This is a genomic window from Ruegeria sp. AP11 (assembly GCF_056535865.1).
Map to the genome: position 1 here is coordinate 286374 of NZ_JBQFJB010000002.1, position 17615 is coordinate 303988.

At 58.3% G+C, this 17615-nt stretch carries 18 protein-coding genes and 1 riboswitch; of the genes, 10 read left to right on the plus strand and 8 right to left on the minus strand.

From position 1 onward, the window contains the following. Positions 1-16 precede the first annotated feature (16 nt). The gene (locus ACR3E4_RS19245) at positions 17-142 is read right to left on the minus strand and encodes a hypothetical protein (RefSeq protein ID WP_480530711.1); all 126 of its coding nucleotides are present in this window, start codon (positions 140-142) and stop codon (positions 17-19) included. 147 nt (positions 143-289) lie between these two features. Beyond that, positions 290-393: riboswitch (TPP riboswitch) on the plus strand. A 31-nt stretch (positions 394-424) separates the two neighbouring features. Between ACR3E4_RS19245 and thiB the strand changes: the two genes are divergently transcribed. Genes thiB through ACR3E4_RS19260 form a run of 3 tightly spaced genes read left to right on the plus strand, consistent with a single transcriptional unit; the run spans position 425 to position 3619 of the window. Then, on the plus strand, positions 425-1405 hold the full coding sequence (thiB, locus tag ACR3E4_RS19250; protein WP_480530713.1) for a thiamine ABC transporter substrate binding subunit: 981 nt from the start codon (positions 425-427) through the stop codon (positions 1403-1405). Beyond that, complete coding sequence (locus ACR3E4_RS19255) at positions 1381-2928, plus strand: thiamine/thiamine pyrophosphate ABC transporter permease ThiP (protein ID WP_480530715.1); 1548 nt, start codon at positions 1381-1383, stop codon at positions 2926-2928. Before thiB ends, ACR3E4_RS19255 begins: the two co-directional genes overlap by 25 nt. Then, a complete protein-coding gene (locus tag ACR3E4_RS19260) occupies positions 2915-3619 on the plus strand; it encodes a thiamine ABC transporter ATP-binding protein (protein ID WP_480530717.1) in 705 nt (234 codons plus the stop codon). The genes ACR3E4_RS19255 and ACR3E4_RS19260 overlap by 14 nt, the downstream gene beginning before the upstream one ends. 73 nt (positions 3620-3692) lie before the next feature. On the opposite strand, the gene ACR3E4_RS19265 is transcribed toward ACR3E4_RS19260, so the two are convergent. Continuing rightward, a complete protein-coding gene (locus tag ACR3E4_RS19265) occupies positions 3693-4406 on the minus strand; it encodes a GntR family transcriptional regulator (RefSeq protein ID WP_480530719.1) in 714 nt (237 codons plus the stop codon). A gap of 227 nt (positions 4407-4633) precedes the next feature. On the opposite strand from ACR3E4_RS19265, the gene ACR3E4_RS19270 reads away from it, so the two are divergent. The 6 genes from ACR3E4_RS19270 (at position 4634) to ACR3E4_RS19295 (ending at position 9967) form a co-directional block, all read left to right on the plus strand. Continuing rightward, complete coding sequence (locus ACR3E4_RS19270; RefSeq protein WP_480530721.1) at positions 4634-5821, plus strand: ABC transporter substrate-binding protein; 1188 nt, start codon at positions 4634-4636, stop codon at positions 5819-5821. 95 nt (positions 5822-5916) lie between these two features. Beyond that, positions 5917-6786 (plus strand): branched-chain amino acid ABC transporter permease, encoded by an 870-nt coding sequence (locus ACR3E4_RS19275; protein ID WP_480530723.1) that lies wholly within the window; start codon positions 5917-5919, stop codon positions 6784-6786. A 19-nt stretch (positions 6787-6805) separates the two neighbouring features. After that, a complete protein-coding gene (locus ACR3E4_RS19280) occupies positions 6806-7777 on the plus strand; it encodes a branched-chain amino acid ABC transporter permease (protein WP_480531409.1) in 972 nt (323 codons plus the stop codon). Continuing rightward, positions 7774-8556, plus strand: coding sequence for an ABC transporter ATP-binding protein (locus tag ACR3E4_RS19285; protein WP_480530725.1), 783 nt, complete (start codon positions 7774-7776; stop codon positions 8554-8556). The genes ACR3E4_RS19280 and ACR3E4_RS19285 overlap by 4 nt, the downstream gene beginning before the upstream one ends. Before the next feature lie 3 nt (positions 8557-8559). Continuing rightward, a complete protein-coding gene (locus tag ACR3E4_RS19290) occupies positions 8560-9282 on the plus strand; it encodes an ABC transporter ATP-binding protein (RefSeq protein WP_480530727.1) in 723 nt (240 codons plus the stop codon). A gap of 7 nt (positions 9283-9289) precedes the next feature. Next, positions 9290-9967 carry an aspartate/glutamate racemase family protein gene (locus tag ACR3E4_RS19295; RefSeq protein ID WP_480530729.1) on the plus strand — a complete coding sequence of 226 codons (678 nt, stop codon included), beginning with the start codon at positions 9290-9292 and terminating at the stop codon, positions 9965-9967. Positions 9968-10286: 319 nt separating this feature from the next. Here the strand turns inward: ACR3E4_RS19295 and ACR3E4_RS19300 are convergent, their stop codons facing one another. The 6 genes from ACR3E4_RS19300 to ACR3E4_RS19325 are packed head-to-tail and all read right to left on the minus strand — an operon-like array spanning position 10287 to position 15948. Continuing rightward, complete coding sequence (locus tag ACR3E4_RS19300; RefSeq protein WP_480530731.1) at positions 10287-11789, minus strand: aldehyde dehydrogenase (NADP(+)); 1503 nt, start codon at positions 11787-11789, stop codon at positions 10287-10289. A gap of 13 nt (positions 11790-11802) precedes the next feature. Further along, complete coding sequence (locus ACR3E4_RS19305) at positions 11803-12915, minus strand: fumarylacetoacetate hydrolase family protein (RefSeq protein ID WP_480530733.1); 1113 nt, start codon at positions 12913-12915, stop codon at positions 11803-11805. Position 12916: 1 nt separating this feature from the next. Next, positions 12917-13747, minus strand: coding sequence for an amidohydrolase family protein (locus tag ACR3E4_RS19310; RefSeq protein ID WP_480530735.1), 831 nt, complete (start codon positions 13745-13747; stop codon positions 12917-12919). Continuing rightward, positions 13744-14172 carry an RbsD/FucU family protein gene (locus tag ACR3E4_RS19315; RefSeq protein ID WP_480530737.1) on the minus strand — a complete coding sequence of 143 codons (429 nt, stop codon included), beginning with the start codon at positions 14170-14172 and terminating at the stop codon, positions 13744-13746. The genes ACR3E4_RS19310 and ACR3E4_RS19315 overlap by 4 nt, the downstream gene beginning before the upstream one ends. Then, on the minus strand, positions 14162-15214 hold the full coding sequence (locus ACR3E4_RS19320; RefSeq protein ID WP_480530739.1) for an aldo/keto reductase: 1053 nt from the start codon (positions 15212-15214) through the stop codon (positions 14162-14164). The genes ACR3E4_RS19315 and ACR3E4_RS19320 overlap by 11 nt, the downstream gene beginning before the upstream one ends. Beyond that, positions 15211-15948 (minus strand): GntR family transcriptional regulator, encoded by a 738-nt coding sequence (locus tag ACR3E4_RS19325; RefSeq protein ID WP_480530741.1) that lies wholly within the window; start codon positions 15946-15948, stop codon positions 15211-15213. The genes ACR3E4_RS19320 and ACR3E4_RS19325 overlap by 4 nt, the downstream gene beginning before the upstream one ends. Positions 15949-16031: 83 nt before the next feature. Here ACR3E4_RS19325 and ACR3E4_RS19330 point away from each other — a divergent pair, with 83 nt between their 5' ends. Continuing rightward, complete coding sequence (locus ACR3E4_RS19330; RefSeq protein ID WP_480531411.1) at positions 16032-17585, plus strand: UxaA family hydrolase; 1554 nt, start codon at positions 16032-16034, stop codon at positions 17583-17585. The last annotated feature ends 30 nt before the right edge of the window (positions 17586-17615 follow it).

A 17615-nucleotide genomic window follows, 5' to 3' on the forward strand; every position in this document is an offset into this window, starting at 1 on the left:
CAGAATTTTTAAGCGCTTAGATGTCATCAATCAGCTCGAAAATCTGCGCCTGCTCGGCAGCCTCCAGCACCATTGTCGGCTCGCCCACGATCAGCACGTTCGGATCGCCTGCAAGTTTCACCGACATGACAAAAAGAGACACCGGCTTGTCTTGGTTCAAGCAGGATACTTGTGTGCTGTCATATGAAACAGCTCGGTCGCCCGGTAGTGCTTGCTAACTTGACATCACTGAGGCAAGTACAAATGAGGAAGAATCCGGTTGTCTTTTGATCCGATCCCTCCTAGTCAAGCCCTTACCTCGGGGTGCGTGATCAATACGCTGAGATGCCATCGGCGAACCCGTTGAACCTGAACCGGCTAGAACCGGCGGAGGGAAAGGTGACGGTTCTTCCATCCTTGCCCTCTCGTCGCAATGGAGGATGACATGAAACATCTGCTGATTGCTGCGGGACTTCTGAGTGCAACAACGGCCGTGGCGGCCGATAAGCCTCAGCTGACCGTTTATACCTATGACAGCTTCGTCTCGGATTGGGGTCCGGGCCCCAAAGTAGAAGTAGCGTTCGAGGCAGTCTGTGACTGCGACCTGAACCTTGTCGGCGTCGAAGACGGCGCTGCGCTGCTGTCGCGTATCCGGCTCGAGGGCGAAAACTCGGGCGCCGATGTGGTGTTGGGGCTGGATACGAACCTGATCACCGCAGCCAAGGAAACCGGTCTGTTTGCACCAAGCCCGATTGCCGCCGACTACGCGCTGCCCATCGAATGGTCGGATGACGTGTTTGCCCCGTATGACTGGGGATATTTTGCCTTTGTCCATAATGCGGATGCCGGCGCACCTGCGAATTTCCGTGAACTGGCCGATGGCGACTCCAAGATCATCATTCAAGACCCACGCTCATCCACGCCCGGTCTGGGTCTGTTGTTATGGGTCAAGGCGGCTTATGGCGATGAAGCGCCGGAAATCTGGGCCGGTCTTTCCGACAATATCGTGACCGTGACCAAGGGCTGGTCCGAAGCCTATGGTCTGTTCCTTGAGGGTGAGGCGGATATGGTTCTCAGCTACACCACGTCGCCCGCCTATCACCTGATTGCCGAAGAAGATGCCAGTAAAGCGGCTGCCGCGTTTGACGAAGGCCACTACATGCAGGTGGAAGTTGCAGCCAAACTGGCTGGAACCGATCAGCCAGAACTGGCGGATCAGTTCCTGCAATTCATGGTCTCGGAAGCGTTTCAGCAGATCATTCCAACCACCAATTGGATGTATCCGGCGGTGACCCCGGCGTCGGGCTTGCCGGATGGGTTCGACACGCTGATCAAACCAGAAAAATCGCTGCTGTATTCTCCGGAAGACGCTGCGGAGGCACGTGATCAGGCGCTTGCGGAATGGCTGGGCGCGCTCAGCCAGTAAGCCCCTGGCCGGGTATCGGTGCGGCGACTCTGGTCGCTGCACTGATCCTTGGGACTCTGGCCGCTGTTGCGCTGCGGGCTGATGCGGCCGGTGGGTTCGGCCCGGCGGATTGGGCGGCTTTGCGTTTCACGCTTGTGCAGGCGGTATTGTCTGCCCTGTTCAGCGCAGCATTGGCGATACCAGTGGCACGCGCGCTGGCCCGGCGGCGATTTCCGGGGCGACGTGCCCTGATCGCGCTGTTGGGTGCACCGTTTATTCTGCCAGTCATCGTGGCGATCTTTGGGTTGTTGCAGGTCTTTGGCCGCGCGGGGTGGATTTCGGATGTCCTGGGCCTCTTTGGTCTGCCGCCGATACGGATCTACGGGTTGCATGGCGTTGTGTTGGCGCATGTGTTCTTCAATCTGCCGCTGGCCACGCGTCTGGTCTTGCAGGCGTGGCAGGAAATCCCTGCTGAGAGGTTCCGCCTGGCCGCGCAACTGGGCTGTGACGGCAGAACGATGTTCCGCCTGATCGAATTGCCGATGCTCAAGCGGATTCTGCCCGGCGTGCTGGCGGTGATCTTTGCGATTTGCCTGACCAGCTTTGCCGTTGCCCTGACCTTGGGCGGGGGACCGCGCGCGACAACCATCGAACTGGCGATCTATCAGTCCTTTACCTATGATTTCGACTTGGGCCGGGCGGCGCTGTTGTCTGCGCTGCAACTGGCCCTGACAGCCGCTGCTGCCCTTGCCGCGCTGAGGTTTTCGCGCGGCGACGGCTTCGGAAGTGGGCTGGATCGGGCCATTCGCCGCTGGGACGGTGGCGCGCCCCTGTTCGATGGGTTCTGGATCATCGCTGCGACGGCCTTTCTGCTTTTGCCACTGGCGGCTGTAGTGATTTCCGGAGCTTCGGGCATTTTCGAGATGCCAGTTTTGGTTTTCCGTGCGGCACTGATTTCGATCCTTGTCGCCATCGCCAGCACGATGGTCTTGCTGATGCTGGCATTGCCCATGGCCATGGCCGTTGCGGCCGGTCGGTATGGAATTGTCGAAATCAGCGGCATTCTGGGCCTGGCCGCTTCGCCTTTGGTGATCGGCACGGGCCTGTTCATCCTGATCCGTCCGGTGGCCAACCCCACGGCGTTCGCGCTGCCAGTGACGGCGCTGGTGAATGCCGTCATGGCCTTGCCATTTGCTCTGCGCGTTCTGGTGCCCGCAGCGCGCGATGTGGTCTTGCGGCACGGGCGGCTGGCACTGTCGTTGGGCATGAACAGAAGAACCTTTTTCACGCGCATTCTGCTGCCGCGTATGCGTCCGCAAATTGGCTTTGCCGCAGGTCTTGCCGCTGCTTTGTCGATGGGGGATCTGGGCGTAATCGCCCTGTTTGCCGATCCGCAGATTGCAACTTTGCCGTTGCAGATTTACCGCCTGATGGGCGCTTATCAGATGCAGGCCGCAGCGGGTGCAGCACTGTTGCTTTTGGTGCTGTCGATGGGCGCATTCTGGCTTTTGGATCGTGGAGGGCGGGCGCATGCTGAAACTTGACGGTTGCGTCATCAACAATGGCGGTTTTTCGATACAGGCTGATTTTGAGGTCGAGGCCGGTGCCAGCGTTGCCATCATCGGCCCGTCCGGGGCGGGCAAGTCGACGCTGCTTGAGGCGATCGCCGGGTTTCGTGACCTCAGTCAAGGGCAGATCCTGTGGCGGGGTAAACCGATCTCCGATCTTGCGCCGGGCAAGCGTCCGGTGGCGATGCTGTTTCAGGACGGCAACCTGTTCCCGCATCTGACTGTCTCGCAAAATGTTGCGTTGGGTCTGCGTCCGAACGGACGCCTGTCGGAGGAGGAGCAATCGTTGGTCCAAACCGCGCTGGCGCGCGTTGCGCTGTCCGGATTTGGAGCGCGAAAACCGGCCGAGTTGTCGGGTGGGCAGCAAAGCCGCGTGGCATTGGCGCGGGTTCTGGTGCAGCGACGGCAGCTATTGCTGCTGGACGAACCCTTTGCCGCCTTGGGCCCCGCCCTGAAGGCCGAGATGCTTGATCTTGTCGCGGATCTGTTGGCGGAGACGGGAACGACCTTTATGATGGTCAGCCACGACCCGCAGGACGCGCAGCGGATCGCCAGCCAGACTGTTCTGGTCGCGAGTGGCCGTGCGCACCCACCCTCAGAGACATCGCAGCTGTTTAAGAATCCGCCACCAGAACTGCGCGATTATTTGGGCTCATCGGCAGGCTGAACCACTCGCTGGTCCTGATAGGTCAATGTGAGTTTGAAGCGCGCTGTCGGGGCGTTTACGGGTTCGAAGCCAATTACATGCGCCCAGTAAGAATCCTGGCCAGATCAGGTTCGACCTTCTGGGTTTGCTCAAGATCGAGACAGTTTTTGACATGGAGAAGGTGGTGCTGGATGCTGTTTTCCGCAGATTGTGGGTCGCCGCTTACAATAGCCTCAATGATCGACGCGTGCTCATCATCGGGGCAGGACGAGTCTTTATTGGTTCCGAACAGGGCCACGATCAAAGACGAACGGGTCACCAGTTCCCGAACGACGCGGGTAAGCACAGAATTCTTGTGGCATTTGGCCAACTCAACATGAAACTCGCCAGAAAGTTTGATGATTTCAGTCTGGTCATTCCTTGCCCGAGCCTCATCTTCTTTTTTGATATGATCCCGCAACGCATTGACGCCAGCGCTGCTGATCTCTCGGGTCAACTCGCGCACGATGCTGGTTTCGATCATCAGGCGGGCTTCAAAAACCTCGCGGGCCTCGTTGGGACTTGGGCAGGCGACAAAAGCACCGCGATTTGAGCGCAGTTCCACGATTCCCTGACTGCTCAACAGTAACAAGGCCCGGCGAACGCGCATCCGGCCCACGCCAAAGGTCTCACATAAGGTTTGTTCGCTCAGCTTGGTTCTGGGTGCCAGCTTCTGTTCCATGACGGCGGAATAGATCCGATCCACAATCATTTGTTCGTCTGGATCAGTGTGCAAAGTGTCGAGCTTCTGGTCGGTTGCGTTCGTCATCTCGTTCCGCATCGGTGGAAATGGGTTGAAGATTGTTAATAGCCGCAGGGTCTTCTTCTGACAATATATTGCCCGCATGTTAACAATATCAATAGCAACGCAAACGATAAATGTTGACAAAGATTGTTAACAATGCAGAACTGAATGGCATCACCGGGATTCGACCTGTGAATTTTGATTGTTCAAACGCCCGGAAGAGGCGTCGAAACCTCAATAGGGAGGAAAGAATGAAACGCAGAAATCTGATGAAGACATCGGCTGCTCTGGCTTTGGCTATGTCCGTGATGGGATCGGCCGCCTGGGCGGAAAACCCGGTTCTCAAGATCGGCTTTGTCGGTGTGACCTCGGGCCCGGCGGCAGCCTGGGGGATATCCAACCAACGCTCCATGGAGGCGCGCGCTGATTGGATCAACGAAGCCGGTGGCTATCAGATCGGCGACACGACCTATGACATCGAAATCGTGTCGTTTGACGATCAGAAAGACCCCAAACGTGCAATCGCCGGTATGGAAAAGATGGCGCAGGAAGGCATCCATTATGTGGTCGGGCCCAACGTGGATGATGGTGCCGCCGCGGTACGCCCGGTCGCCGAAGCGCAAGGGATCATGTACTTCCCGTATGCTTTCCCGAAAGAGCTTTATACAGCTCCGGCTTCGAACGCTGTTTTGGGTATGGTCGCCAACTATCAGTCCGGGCCCGCGATCTATAAGCACCTGCGGGATGAAAAGGGTGTAAAGACCGTGGCGTTTGTTGCCGCAAACGAATCCGACCCGCTGAGCCAACGGGACGGTGGTGTTGAGGCCGCCAAATCTTTGGGGCTTGAGGTCGTGTCGGACAACGTAACCTATCAGGTGGACACAACGGACTTCACCCCGGTTCTGACGCCTGTCATGCGCACGCAACCTGATCTGCTGGTTCTGTCCGGGGTCTCTCCGGCCAACGCGCCTCAGTTGATCCGATCCGCGCGCGAGCTTGGCTTTCAGGGCATCATCTCGACCGAAACCGCGCAGGATGCGACGGTTCTGCGCGAAGGGGCAGGGGACCTGGCCAATGGCTTCATTTCCGTTGGCGGTGCTTCGACACCCGAGATCGCATCGGATGACATGAAAGAGTTCGTCAAGCGCTATACTGACATGTTCGGTGAATACAACGACGAGTCGAACACCAAAGTCTATGCGCTGGAATACATTCTGGCGACTTTGAACGCCAACCCAGCGGGCCTTGACGACGTGAACGCATTCCAAACCACAATGGATACGTTCGAAGCACCGAACCCCTTCATGAAGGGGGACGCCAAGATGCGCTATGTCGGCACAACATCGTTCGGACAAAAGCGTCAGATCGCAGTCCCGCTGGTGGTGAATGTCTATCAGGATGGGGCGTTTGAAACGCTCTTTGTGGCAGAAGTCGACTGAAGCGACCCCTCCTGGCAAGGTATAAACCTAACGAGCAATCCACTCTCCCGGGCTGATGATCAGCCCGGGAAACCCGAACCTTATGCGGGACTCTCATGGAACAGATACTAGCAAATGGCATCTATCTGGGGGCGCAATATGCGATGATCGCCCTGGGTCTGACGCTGATCTTTGCCCTGATGAACGTACTGAATTTTGCACATGGGCAAATGTATGTTCTCGGCGGTTTTGTCACCTACACCTTCTACGGACAACTCGGCTGGCCATTCGTCATTGCGCTGCTGGCGTCCTGTATCACCCTGGCCGTGCTTGGCGCGTTGATCGAGCGGTTTCTGTTCGCGCCGGTCATCCGACGATCATCCCGCGAAGAAAGCACAATGCTGCTGGCGGCGGGGCTGGCCTTTCTGTTTGACGCGGTCATCCTGCTGGTCTTTGGCGAAAAACAGCGCGGAGTTCCCAAGATCGTCAACGGCGTCTTCAACTGGGATTTCAAGCTGATCATGCCCTATGACCGCATTCTGATCTGCGTTCTGGCCATTCTGTCTATCGTCAGTTTCATCCTGTTCATGCAGTATTCCAAAACCGGTCGCGCCCTGCGCGCGCTGGCACAGGACAGAACGGCCGCGCAACTGATGGGCGTGAATGTTGAGCGGTACTCCATGATCGGGTTTGCGCTGGGGGCAATGCTGGCCGGGTTGGTTGGCGGATTGCTGGTGACGATTACCGGTGTGAACCTTGGCATGGGTGGCCCCACTTCGATCAAAGCCTTCATGATGGTTATGATCGGTGGCGCGGGTGTAATTTCCGGTGCAATTGCAGGCGGGATCATTCTGGGCTTCATGGAAGCCATCGGTCTGGCAGTGCTCTCGCAATATGGCGATATCACCTATCTGCTGATCTTCGTTTCACTGATGATTTTCCTGGCCATCCGCCCGCAGGGCCTGATGGGTAAACCGTGGGGATAGTACAGTGCCGAAGCTCACAATGATCCAATGGGCCGGTTTGATGGTCTTCCTGCTGGCCATCTTCATCGCGGTCCCCGGCTTTATCGCAGCGTCCGGGAGATCTGACCTCTACTACACGTTGACCTCAGTGGCGCTGCTGTCGATTGCAAGCGCTGGCGTCTGGCTGACCTTCTATATCGGGCGCATCAATATCGGCCAAGGTGCCTTTGCCCTGATCGGCGCCTATGTCTCGGCTATTCTGGTGACCAAAGCGGGCATGTCTTTTTGGCTGTCCCTGCCGCTGGCCGGCCTGTTTGCGGCAGGAGTCGCCGTGCTGATCGGCCTGCCGATCCTGCGGCTGCGTGGCGTTTATTTTGCGATGATCTCACTGGTCTTGACGCAGGTCGTCACCCTGACTGCGCTTGCTTTGCCCATCACCAATGGTGCCAAGGGGATCACCTCGATCCCGTTGCCAGGAGGGGTATCGATGCTGGGCATCCGATTGATCCCGGATTTCGCCACGCTCGAGAACCCAAGACTGGCCTTCTACTATACGGCCTGCGTGCTGATGGTGCTGACCTTCGCCGCCATGTATCGGCTGGTAAATTCCCGTCTTGGTCATCTGTGCCGGTCAATGCAGCAGAATGAAGAACTGGCCAGTTCAATCGGCGTGAATATCTCATACATCCGGATCGTCATATTTGCCATCTCGTCCTTTCTGGGCGGTATCGGCGGTGCGATGTTCGGGTCGATCGCGCAATCGGTCTATCCCTCCAGTTTTCAGGTCGCCGACAGCGTGAATTTCATGCTTAACTGCTTCCTGGGTGGCCTGGGTTACGTGTTCGGCCCGATGCTGGGCACGCTGGTTCTGTACTTTGGCTGGGACCTGTTGTTTGAACTCGGCCGCTTCCAACTGCTCGCCTATTCCAGCTTGCTGATCATCCTGATGCTGTTCCTGCCCAACGGGCTGCTCAGCCTGCGGTTGCCGGGCAAGAAAGGAGCGGACAAATGAGCCATCTTTTGGAAGTCCGCCACGTTACCAAGAAATTCGGCGGCTTAACGGCAAACAGCGATATCTCGTTCAACGTAAATGAGAACGAGATCCTTTCGGTGATCGGACCAAACGGGGCGGGCAAGAGCACGCTGTTCAAGATGATCTCGTCCTTCCTGCCAACCACAACGGGTGAGGTTCTGTTCAAAGGAGAGAGGATTTCAAACCTGAAACCGCATGTGGTGGCCCGCAAGGGTGTTGTCCGCACGTTTCAGGAGACGACGATCTTCAAATCTATGACTGTGCGCGAAAGCACTATTGTTGCCCAGCATCTGCGGGCCCGCGCTTCGCTGGCCGGATATTTCTGGGGCACCAGAACGGCCCATGAAGACGTTGAGAGCTTTGGGCAATATGCCGACGATCTGATCGACTTCCTCGGCATGACCGATATCGCCAACGAACAGGCCTCGAACCTTCCGCAGGGCAACCTGCGCGCGCTGGGCATTGCCATTGGTCTGGCCACTGACCCCAAGGTGTTGTTGCTGGACGAACCCTTTGCCGGGATGAACCACGATGAGACCATGAAAATGGTCAATCTGGTACGCAAGGTACGCGATGATCGGGGCGTTACCGTGCTGTTGGTGGAACATGACATGCCCGCGGTGATGAACATCTCGGACCGGATTGTCGTGCTGAATTTTGGTGAGATGATCGCCGAAGGTACCCCCGCAGAAATCCAGAACAACGAAAAGGTCATCGAGGCCTATCTGGGCAGCGCTGATGACGAGATCGGGATCTGAGCCATGACAAAGATGTTGGATTTCAAGGATGTCGAACTCTACTACGATCACGTCTATGCTCTGAAGGGCGTGTCGATTGATCTTGAGCAAGGCGAAACCGTCGCCCTGATCGGCGCCAACGGTGCGGGCAAAAGTTCGATCCTGCGGGCAATTACGGGGCTGGCGAAAATCAAATCCGGCTCGGTCGCGTTTGAGGGCGAAGACATTGCCGGAACAAACCCGGCCGAGATCGTTTCCAAGGGCATCGCCATGGTGCCGGAAGGGCGGCGCGTCTTTCCTTATATGTCGGTAAAAGACAATCTGCTGATGGGGGCGTTTACCCGTTCGGACAAAGCAGATGTTCAGCGCACCCTGGAGTCGGTTCTGGAACGGTTTCCACGTCTGAAAGAGCGCTATGGCCAGTCGGCAGGAACCCTGTCGGGCGGTGAGCAGCAGATGATGGTGATCGGGCGAGCGCTGATGGCAAAGCCGCGCCTGTTGCTGTTGGATGAACCTTCGCTGGGGATCGCACCCAAGCTGGTGCAGGACATTGCCCGCTCGATCGTGGCGATCAATCGCGATGAGGGTGTTTCGGTGCTGTTGGTCGAACAGAACTCCCGCATGGCGCTTTCGATTTCGCACCGGGCTTATGCGCTGACCACTGGAAACGTGGTGATCTCGGGCAATTCAAAAGAGCTTTTGACCGACCCGAGGATCAAGGCCGCCTATTTGGGCGGGGAAGTGTGAGGATGTGATGAAACTGCTTGTCGTAAATCCCAACACCACCATTTCCATGACCCGAAAGATAGCGGCCGCCGCCCGCGCTGTCGCAAGCCCCGATACCGAGATCATAGAGACCAGCTCACAAGACGGCCCCCCAAGTATTCAGGGCTATCTGGACGTTTCAACATGCGTTCCCGGCTTGCTGGACGTCGTCAGGCAGTATCCGGATGTCGATGGCATTGTAGTGGCCTGTTTCGATGACACCGGTGTTGACGCGGTGCGATGTATCACCTCGGCCCCCGTCATCGGTGTAGGAGAAGCCGCCTATCATGCGGCGTCTATGATCAGTCCCAAATTCAGCGTCATCACCACGTTGTCACGCTCATTGGCCGGATTGGAAGCCAACCTGCTGCGTTATGGGTTGGATCGCCGCTGTGTTCGGGTACGTGCCTCAGACGTACCGGTGCTAAAACTGGAAGAGAACGATCCCAATACAATCGACATTATCCGGGGTGAAATTCGCGCGGCCATTGACGAGGACAGAGCTGAGGCCATCGTCTTGGGTTGTGCAGGTATGACCGACCTGATGTCTCAACTGTCCAAGGAATTCGGCCTGCCTGTAGTGGATGGGGTGGCCTGCGCCGTCACGTTTGCCGAGGCCCTGGTGAAAGCAAAGCTGACGACATCCAAGCTCTGCTCCTATGCGTAGTAGGTATATCCGAATTTAGCAGTCCATTCGTTTGTCTGAACGTAAGGACGATCCGAAGGGTGCAATATCGAGATGCATGAAATTCGCTGCGCTCGTCGCAAAACACCGAATGTATTCGCGGGGGCTGATTGTCGTGAGAGGCAACTCGTGCATCTGTCAGCACTGCGATAGCTTCGGATGCCGCTGCTGCGTGATTTGAGGGACGCCGAGTTGCATCAAGTCTTACAAGACCGCATGGACCGATGTCTTTGGCATCGCTCTCTCTAATCAGTTATTTCAACCGTGGCGCGGCCGATACAATGAAGACCGCCGCGCGGCCTTACAATACCTCCGGCAGCAGGTCTGTCGGGATGTCCTGGTAACAAACAGGCCGCAGGAAGCGCCGGATCGAAAGTGTGCCTACGGAGGTCGCGCCGAAGTTGGTCGATGCGGGATAGGGGCCGCCATGTACCATGCTGTCGCAGACCTCGACCCCGGTGGGGAAACTGTTGGCCAGAAGACGCCCCGCCTTACGTTCAAGCAACGGCAGCAAGGCCCGGGCGTCCAAGGTGTCGCTATCATCCAGATGCAGGGTGCAGGTCAACTGACCCTCGATGGCGCGGGCGACTTGCTGCATCTGCCCGATATCTCTTGCTCGGACAACGATGCCGAGCGGGCCGAAAACTTCTTCCTGCAATTTGTGATCAGCCAGCCAATCGTCCCCCGAAACGGTGAACAGGTAAGGGGCGGCATCGCGTGTGTCGCAACTGGTGCCCAGGATCTGAGACACTCCCGTACCAGCGGCGACGCGGGCGACGCCGTCGCGATAGGCATCTGCAATCCCGGGGGTCAGCATGGTTTGGTTGCCGACTGCGGATAGCCCTGCTTCGGCCGCCTCTTGGAACGCATCTGCGTCCGGCCCGTCGATGATCACCGCGATGCCGGGGTTGGTGCAGAACTGACCAACGCCCATGGTCAGCGAACCCGACCAGCCGGTGCCGATCGCGGCGCCGCGCGCCGCTGCAGCGTGCGGCAGAATGAACATCGGGTTGACCGAGCCAAGCTCGCCGAAGAACGGGATCGGTTCGTCGCGTTGGGCGCACAGGTCAAACAACGCGCGCCCGCCAGCCAGACTGCCGGTAAAGCCCACCGCACGGATCAGAGGATGTTGCACCAGACGTGTACCCACATCGCGCTTGCCGCCTTGCACCAGTGAGAACACACCGGGATGCGTGCCTGTTGCCTTGATGGCCGCGTCGATGGCCTGGGCCACGATCTCTCCGGTGCCGGGATGCGCCGAGTGGCCCTTGACGACCACCGGACAACCGGCAGCCAGTGCCGCAGCCGTGTCACCCCCTGCGACCGAGAAGGCCAATGGAAAGTTCGAAGCCCCGAACACCGCGACCGGACCCAGAGGGCGCTGGATCATGCGCAGGTCGGGGCGGGGCAGGGGCGCGCGGTCCGGCATGGCAGGGTCGTGGCGGTGATCCAGATAATCCCCGGCCTCGATATGGTCGGCGAACAGGCGCAACTGGCCAACGGTGCGTCCACGTTCGCCCTGCAGGCGCGCCTCGGGCAGGCCGGTTTCCTGCGTTCCGATTTCCGTAATCGCGTCGCCACGCGCATCAATCTCATCCGCTATTTTACGCAGGAGCGCGGCGCGGTCGGCGCGTGTCGACCAGCCGAATGTGGCGAATGCCTCTTCCGCGGCTTCAACGGCTGCATCCACCAGCGCCGATGTCCCTAAAAAAAAGTCGTGACTTGGGCCATGTGCGGGTTCGGAGGCGAAACTATGCTCCGAGCCAACCCATTCGCCAGCGATCAAGTGTTTTCCGGTCAACATGTTCAGTTCTCTTTCAAATCAGGTCGCGTTGGGCGAGGTTTCGCATCAAATGAGACGCTCCGAAAGTCCATTCCGGACAATCGGTTGACAGGCGCACCGTGTTGGTAAGCGCCCCAAGCTGGTCATTGGCGATGGTGACGATATCACCCAGTTTATGTGTGAAACCACCGCCGGGCGTATCACGATCTTGCGTAGGCGCAAACAACGTTCCAAGAAACAGCATCAATCCGTCGGGATATTGGTGATGGCGACCAATGGTTTGACCTACAAGATCGGCGGGATCGCGGCTGATCCGGGACATAGAGGAGTTGCCGTTCAGGACAAATCCATCCGGCCCCGTTACCGTCAGCGTCAACTCTGCCCGGCGCACATCATCCAATGTGAATTTTTCGTCGAACAGTCGGATCATCGGCCCGATCGCGCATGAGGCGTTGTTGTCCTTGGCCTTGCTCAGCAACAGGGCCGAACGCCCTTCGACATCACGCAGGTTGACGTCATTGCCCAGGGTCGCGCCTTTGGTTTCACCATTGGAGGTCACGGCCAGCACGATTTCGGGTTCAGGATTGTTCCAGGTCGAGATTGGATGGAGGCCGATTTCTGCGCCAAAACCTACTGAGGACAGAACCTGCGCCTTTGAAAACACTTCGGCGTCGGGACCGATGCCGACCTCAAGATACTGGCTCCAGAGGCCTTCGCCGATCAGAGCTTCTTTGACCTGCGCTGCGGCGTCCGATCCCGGTACGATGTTTGACAGGCTGTCGCCGATCCGGTCGCCGATGCGTGACCGGATCGCGTCAGCCTTGGCGGGGTCGCCTGCTGCCTGTTCCTCGATCACGCGTTCCACCATGGACCCGGCGAACGTTACGCCACAAGCCTTGACGGCTTGCAGATCGCAGGGGGCAAGCCATCGATGGTCTGCGTCCAGCGGGCCAACATCCTCGCCTTGGGCTGAACGGACGTAATCCGCCGCATCGTCGCGTTCCAGAACATCCCGAACGGTTGGCGCCGTTTTTGAGGTAATGTCGACGACACGTCCGTTGCGTAGCGTGACAATGCAGGGGCCGATTCCGGCGCGTTCAATACGCCCGAGCCACAGCCCGTTTGGGTCCAATGCAGGTGGTGTCATGTCATTCCCCGAGGTTGTAAGCGCGGGCGGCATTGCCACCCATAATCGCCTGACGTTCCGCGCTGTTCAGCTGTCCAAGCAGTTTGTCGGTGGTTTCAAGCCAGCGCTCGTAGGTGCTGGCCAATGTGCAAACCGGCCAGTCGCTGCCCCAGATCAGGCGCGATGGGCCGAACGTGTTCAGCAAGTGATCGACATAGGGCCGCAGGTCTTCGATCGTCCAATCTGCGTTCGCCTCGGTGACCAAACCAGAGAGCTTGCACCATGCCTTTGTTTCGCTGGCCAGTGCGGCCATATCTCTGGACCATTCTGTTATGAGCGCATCCCGTATCATCGGCTTCGAGCCGTGGTCTATGACAACTCGCATATCGGGGTGACGCTCAAGCAGGCGCCTGAGCGGACCAAGATGCTGGGGCAGGGTCAGGGCGTCGAAGGTCAAAGCGCGCTTTTGCAGTTCTGCAAAGGCTGGCGTCAGGGCATCGCCCAGCATCCAATTCGGATCGGCAATGTCCTGTATCATTGGACGCAGCCCCACCAAAACCGGATGCGCGGCCAGTGCGGCGATCTGTGCGGGCGCATCCGAAGCTTCGAAATCGACCCAGCCAACAACACCTTTGACGAACGCGGACTGATCGGCCAGAGACAGCATGTATTCCGTCTCGGCCACGGTCGGGGCGGCCTGCACCAGAACCGTGCCATCAATCCCGGCGGCCGCGAGCAGGGGGGCCAGATCATCCGGGGTGAAGTCCTGGTAAATCGCGCCCAGATCGGACGTCAACCAGCCATAATCGCCGCGTGCCAGCTTCCAGAAATGCTGATGGGCGTCGATCCTCATCCGATGACGCCTTTTTTCAGAATGATGTTGCCATACAGTCTGCGCTCACCGGTCTGGACGATGGCAAAGGCGTTTGCAGCCCGATCATAGAACGCGAACCGTTCCAGCCCCTGTATTTGGGCCGGATTGTCGGCTGTTGTGTTGATAATGTTCTGAAAGTCCGCAACCGCGTCGGGGATGGCGTCCGGATCGCCAACCACCTGCATGGTCAAGGCCGGGTCGGGCACGAAAGTGTCCAACGGCATGATGGACAGAATGGCCCGCAATACTGCGCTGGCCGAAGAGCCGTCGGCCCGGATACATTCCGGCCCGCTGCTGGAGCCGGGGAAATTCGCATCTGCGATAACGATCTCGTCGCCATGGCCCATGGCACGCAGCGCGTAAAGCAGGTCGGGCGACAGGATCGGGTCGATATTATGTAGCATCGGCAGCCTCGCTTGGCAGGGGCGCGTCAGGTCGGATCAGGCCTTCGGTTCGCAGGTCTGCCCACAATCCCGGCGGAATGTCGCGGTCCAGCAACGCAACGTTGGCCCGCACCTCCGCGGCACTGACCGCGCCCGGAATCACCGTCTTGACGCAAGAGTGGCCCAGAACAAATTGCAATGCGGCGGCGATGAGCGGCGTGTCATGCGCCGCGCAGACAGCCTCGATCTTGCGCACGCGATCTAGGATCTCATCGGGGGCATCGGCGTAGTTGTATTTAGCACCGGGCACCGCTCCGGTGGCCAGAATGCCCGAGTTGTAAGGCCCGCCCAGAATGATCCCCACGTCGCGTTTTTCACAAAGGGGCAGGAAGCTGTCCAGGGCCTCTTGTTCCAGCAATGTGTAACGACCCGCCAGCAGAAACCCGTCGAAATCGCCCAGACCCAAAAGTTTCTCGCAGACTTGCCATTCGTTCACGCCCGCACCAATAGCGGCAATTTCGCCCGCGTCGCGCAATTCAACCAGCGCTTTGTAGCCCCCTTCGTCGAACAATTCGCGCACCTTGGCGTCAGACATTTCCTGACTACCCTGTGAGAACACGCAGACGTCATGCACCAGCAGAATGTCGGCATTTGCCACGCCGATCCGCTGGCGACTGGCCTCGTAGGATCGCATTACCCCGTCATAGGTGTAATCGAATACGATGCGCTTTTGCGGGACGTTGACGAAAGCCTCGGGTGTGACCTCATGCGGCTCGCAATCCAGCAACAGGCGCCCGATCTTGGTCGAAAGCTGGATATTGTCGCGACCAAACCGGGTGATGCCTTCGCCAAAGCGGTACTCGGATCGTCCCAACCCATATTGAGGAGCTGTGTCAAAGAACCGAATGCCCGCGTCAAACGCCGCCTGTAGCGCGGCTTGCGCGTCTTCATCCGTGACATTGCGATACAGGTTTCCAAGCGGCGCGCCGCCAAAGCCCATGCGGGTCAGAGGGACAGGTCGATGCGTTCGATTGTTGAGCAGTTCTGTTTGGGAAACGGTCATTCTGCCTCGCTTGTCGTACTGGGTGTGAGGTTGAACAGGTGGGGCTGCTGGTTTTGCAGCACCTCGATGCGTGGCATCAACTGGCCGAGGTGATGACGCATGGCATCTTGTGCGGTCTGCTCGTCGCGGTCGCAGATCGCTTCGAATATCGCCCGGTGTTCTGCCAGCGTCTCAGAAATGCGACCCGGGGTGGGCAGCAGCAACATCCGGGCGCGACTGACCTGCAGAGATACCGTCTGAGCCACACTTGCGAGGCGGCGATACCCGGTGAACTCCATCAACAAATTGTGGAATTCTTCGTCCGCCTGATAAAACCCGGGAATGTCTTCATCCTCGATCAACAGCTCTTGCAGGCGCATGTTGCGGCTTAATCGCTTGCGCTGATCCTCGGTCAGATCGCGGGCGACCTTGGCGACCGTGGCAAGTTCCAGCGCCCCCCGCAGAAATGTTCCTTCGCGGATTTCCTCCATCGAAAGATAGGAAACGCGGGTTCCTGATTGTGGCACCACATCCACCAGCCCCTCTGCCGCCAGACGCGCAATTGCATCGGCCACTGGTGCGCGCGACACGTTCAGGCGTTCGCAAATAGGGGCTTTGCGCAGGTTGGCCCCTGGTGGAAAATCCAGTGCCAGAATGGCCTGTTTTATCGCGTTGTGAACGCGTTGAGTAAGCGAGCCCTCGGTCGTGGTGATTTCGGGCATAAGCGCGGCATCGATGTCGTGATGTCTGGTCATGGTGCGTTGGTATCATTCTAACATGTTAGTTGACAAGTGCAGATATCAGGCGTAGCAGTTACGGCCAGAAGATTGGGGATATGATGCAAGCTGACAGCGGAACAAGCCAGTGCACCAAAGCGCCGCATGATGTCGTCAGGCTGAATCCTGACGACAATGTCGTAATCGCCCTGCGCGATTTGCAGGCCGGAAAGCAGCCTTCGCTTGTACCGGTTCCTCTGAAGGCGTCGATTTCGCGCGGGCACAAGATTGCTGCATCGTTCATTAAAACCGGCGAAAACGTCATCCGTTATGGTCAGATCATCGGTCAGGCCAAATCAGACATCTCCCCGGGTGAACATGTCCATGTGCACAATTTGGGTATGGGCGCCTATCAACAGGACTATGCCCATGCCAGCGCAAACGCATCCCTGCCCGAACTGAAGGAGCAGCGCAGCTTTCTGGGCTTTCACAGGTCTGACGGCAAGGTGGGTACGCGGAACTACATCGGCATTCTGACAACTGTGAATTGTTCGGGCTCGGTTGCACGGTTCATTGCCGAGGCGGCGGAAAAATCCGGCTTGCTGGATGCTTTCCCAAATGTAGACGGGGTCGTGCCCATCGTGCATGGGACCGGGTGCGGAATGTCGGGCAAGGATGAGGGGTACGACACGCTGTTCCGCACTCTGGCCGGATATGCGCAACATGCAAATTTTGGCGGCATCCTGTTGATCGGACTGGGCTGCGAGGTGATGCAGGTGGCTGATCTGGTAGGCGGGCGACCGATCCGTGCGGATGGTGCTTTGCGGTACATGACCATCCAGACCGAAGGTGGCACCCGACGCACCATCGAGCGTGGGCTCGAAGAGTTACGCGGGATTGCCGAACTGGCCAATCAGGCCGGTCGCGCGCCGGCGCCTGTCAGTGCTCTGACCGTCGGGATGCAATGTGGTGGTTCGGACGGCTATTCCGGGATCACTGCCAATCCGGCGCTGGGATATGCTTCGGACCTTTTGGTGCGGCAGGGCGGGACCACAATCCTGTCTGAAACGTCGGAGATCTATGGGGCCGAGCATCTGCTGACCCGGCGGGCCGAAACCGTGGATATCGGCGAGAAGCTGATCGAGCGCATCCATTGGTGGGAGGAGTATGCCGCCCGTAATGGCGGTGAGATGGACAACAATCCAAGCCCCGGTAACAAGCGCGGCGGACTAACGACCATTCTGGAAAAGTCGCTGGGCGCAGTTGCAAAAGGCGGTACAGCACCTTTGCGGGGCGTCTACAGATTTGCTGAACAGATCGACAAAACCGGCTTTGTTTTTATGGACAGCCCGGGATTTGACCCCTGTTCGGTCACCGGGCAAGTGGCCTCGGGCGCAAATCTGATCGTATTCACGACTGGGCGCGGTTCGGTGTCGGGCTTTCAGCCGACGCCCTGCGTCAAGGTCGCCACAAACTCGGAAATGTATGCCCGCTTGGCCGACGACATGGATCTGAACTGCGGTGATATCATTACTGAAGGTGTCAGCATCGAGGCCAAGGGAGAGGAGCTGTTGGACATGCTGGTCCGCGTCGCATCGGGCGGAAAGACAAAAAGCGAAGAACTGGGGTTCGGAGGCGTGGAATTTGTGCCCTGGCAAATCGGCGCGGTGATGTAATTCACGCCCCAAGCGTCGCGACAAAACGGT

Excerpts from the sequence above, each read along its gene's own strand:
- ACR3E4_RS19325 (WP_480530741.1), bottom strand. The coding sequence starts at position 15,948 with ATGACCAGACATCACGACATCGATGCCGCGCTTATGCCCGAAATCACC.
- ACR3E4_RS19275 (WP_480530723.1), top strand. The coding sequence starts at position 5,917 with ATGGAACAGATACTAGCAAATGGCATCTATCTGGGGGCGCAATATGCG.
- ACR3E4_RS19305 (WP_480530733.1), bottom strand. The coding sequence starts at position 12,915 with ATGACACCACCTGCATTGGACCCAAACGGGCTGTGGCTCGGGCGTATT.
- ACR3E4_RS19270 (WP_480530721.1), top strand. The coding sequence starts at position 4,634 with ATGAAACGCAGAAATCTGATGAAGACATCGGCTGCTCTGGCTTTGGCT.
- ACR3E4_RS19255 (WP_480530715.1), top strand. The coding sequence starts at position 1,381 with ATGGCTGGGCGCGCTCAGCCAGTAAGCCCCTGGCCGGGTATCGGTGCG.
- ACR3E4_RS19285 (WP_480530725.1), top strand. The coding sequence starts at position 7,774 with ATGAGCCATCTTTTGGAAGTCCGCCACGTTACCAAGAAATTCGGCGGC.
- ACR3E4_RS19320 (WP_480530739.1), bottom strand. The coding sequence starts at position 15,214 with ATGACCGTTTCCCAAACAGAACTGCTCAACAATCGAACGCATCGACCT.
- ACR3E4_RS19310 (WP_480530735.1), bottom strand. The coding sequence starts at position 13,747 with ATGAGGATCGACGCCCATCAGCATTTCTGGAAGCTGGCACGCGGCGAT.
- ACR3E4_RS19315 (WP_480530737.1), bottom strand. The coding sequence starts at position 14,172 with ATGCTACATAATATCGACCCGATCCTGTCGCCCGACCTGCTTTACGCG.
- ACR3E4_RS19330 (WP_480531411.1), top strand. The coding sequence starts at position 16,032 with ATGCAAGCTGACAGCGGAACAAGCCAGTGCACCAAAGCGCCGCATGAT.
- ACR3E4_RS19280 (WP_480531409.1), top strand. The coding sequence starts at position 6,806 with ATGATCCAATGGGCCGGTTTGATGGTCTTCCTGCTGGCCATCTTCATC.
- ACR3E4_RS19265 (WP_480530719.1), bottom strand. The coding sequence starts at position 4,406 with ATGACGAACGCAACCGACCAGAAGCTCGACACTTTGCACACTGATCCA.
- ACR3E4_RS19290 (WP_480530727.1), top strand. The coding sequence starts at position 8,560 with ATGACAAAGATGTTGGATTTCAAGGATGTCGAACTCTACTACGATCAC.
- thiB (WP_480530713.1), top strand. The coding sequence starts at position 425 with ATGAAACATCTGCTGATTGCTGCGGGACTTCTGAGTGCAACAACGGCC.
- ACR3E4_RS19300 (WP_480530731.1), bottom strand. The coding sequence starts at position 11,789 with ATGTTGACCGGAAAACACTTGATCGCTGGCGAATGGGTTGGCTCGGAG.
- ACR3E4_RS19295 (WP_480530729.1), top strand. The coding sequence starts at position 9,290 with ATGAAACTGCTTGTCGTAAATCCCAACACCACCATTTCCATGACCCGA.
- ACR3E4_RS19260 (WP_480530717.1), top strand. The coding sequence starts at position 2,915 with ATGCTGAAACTTGACGGTTGCGTCATCAACAATGGCGGTTTTTCGATA.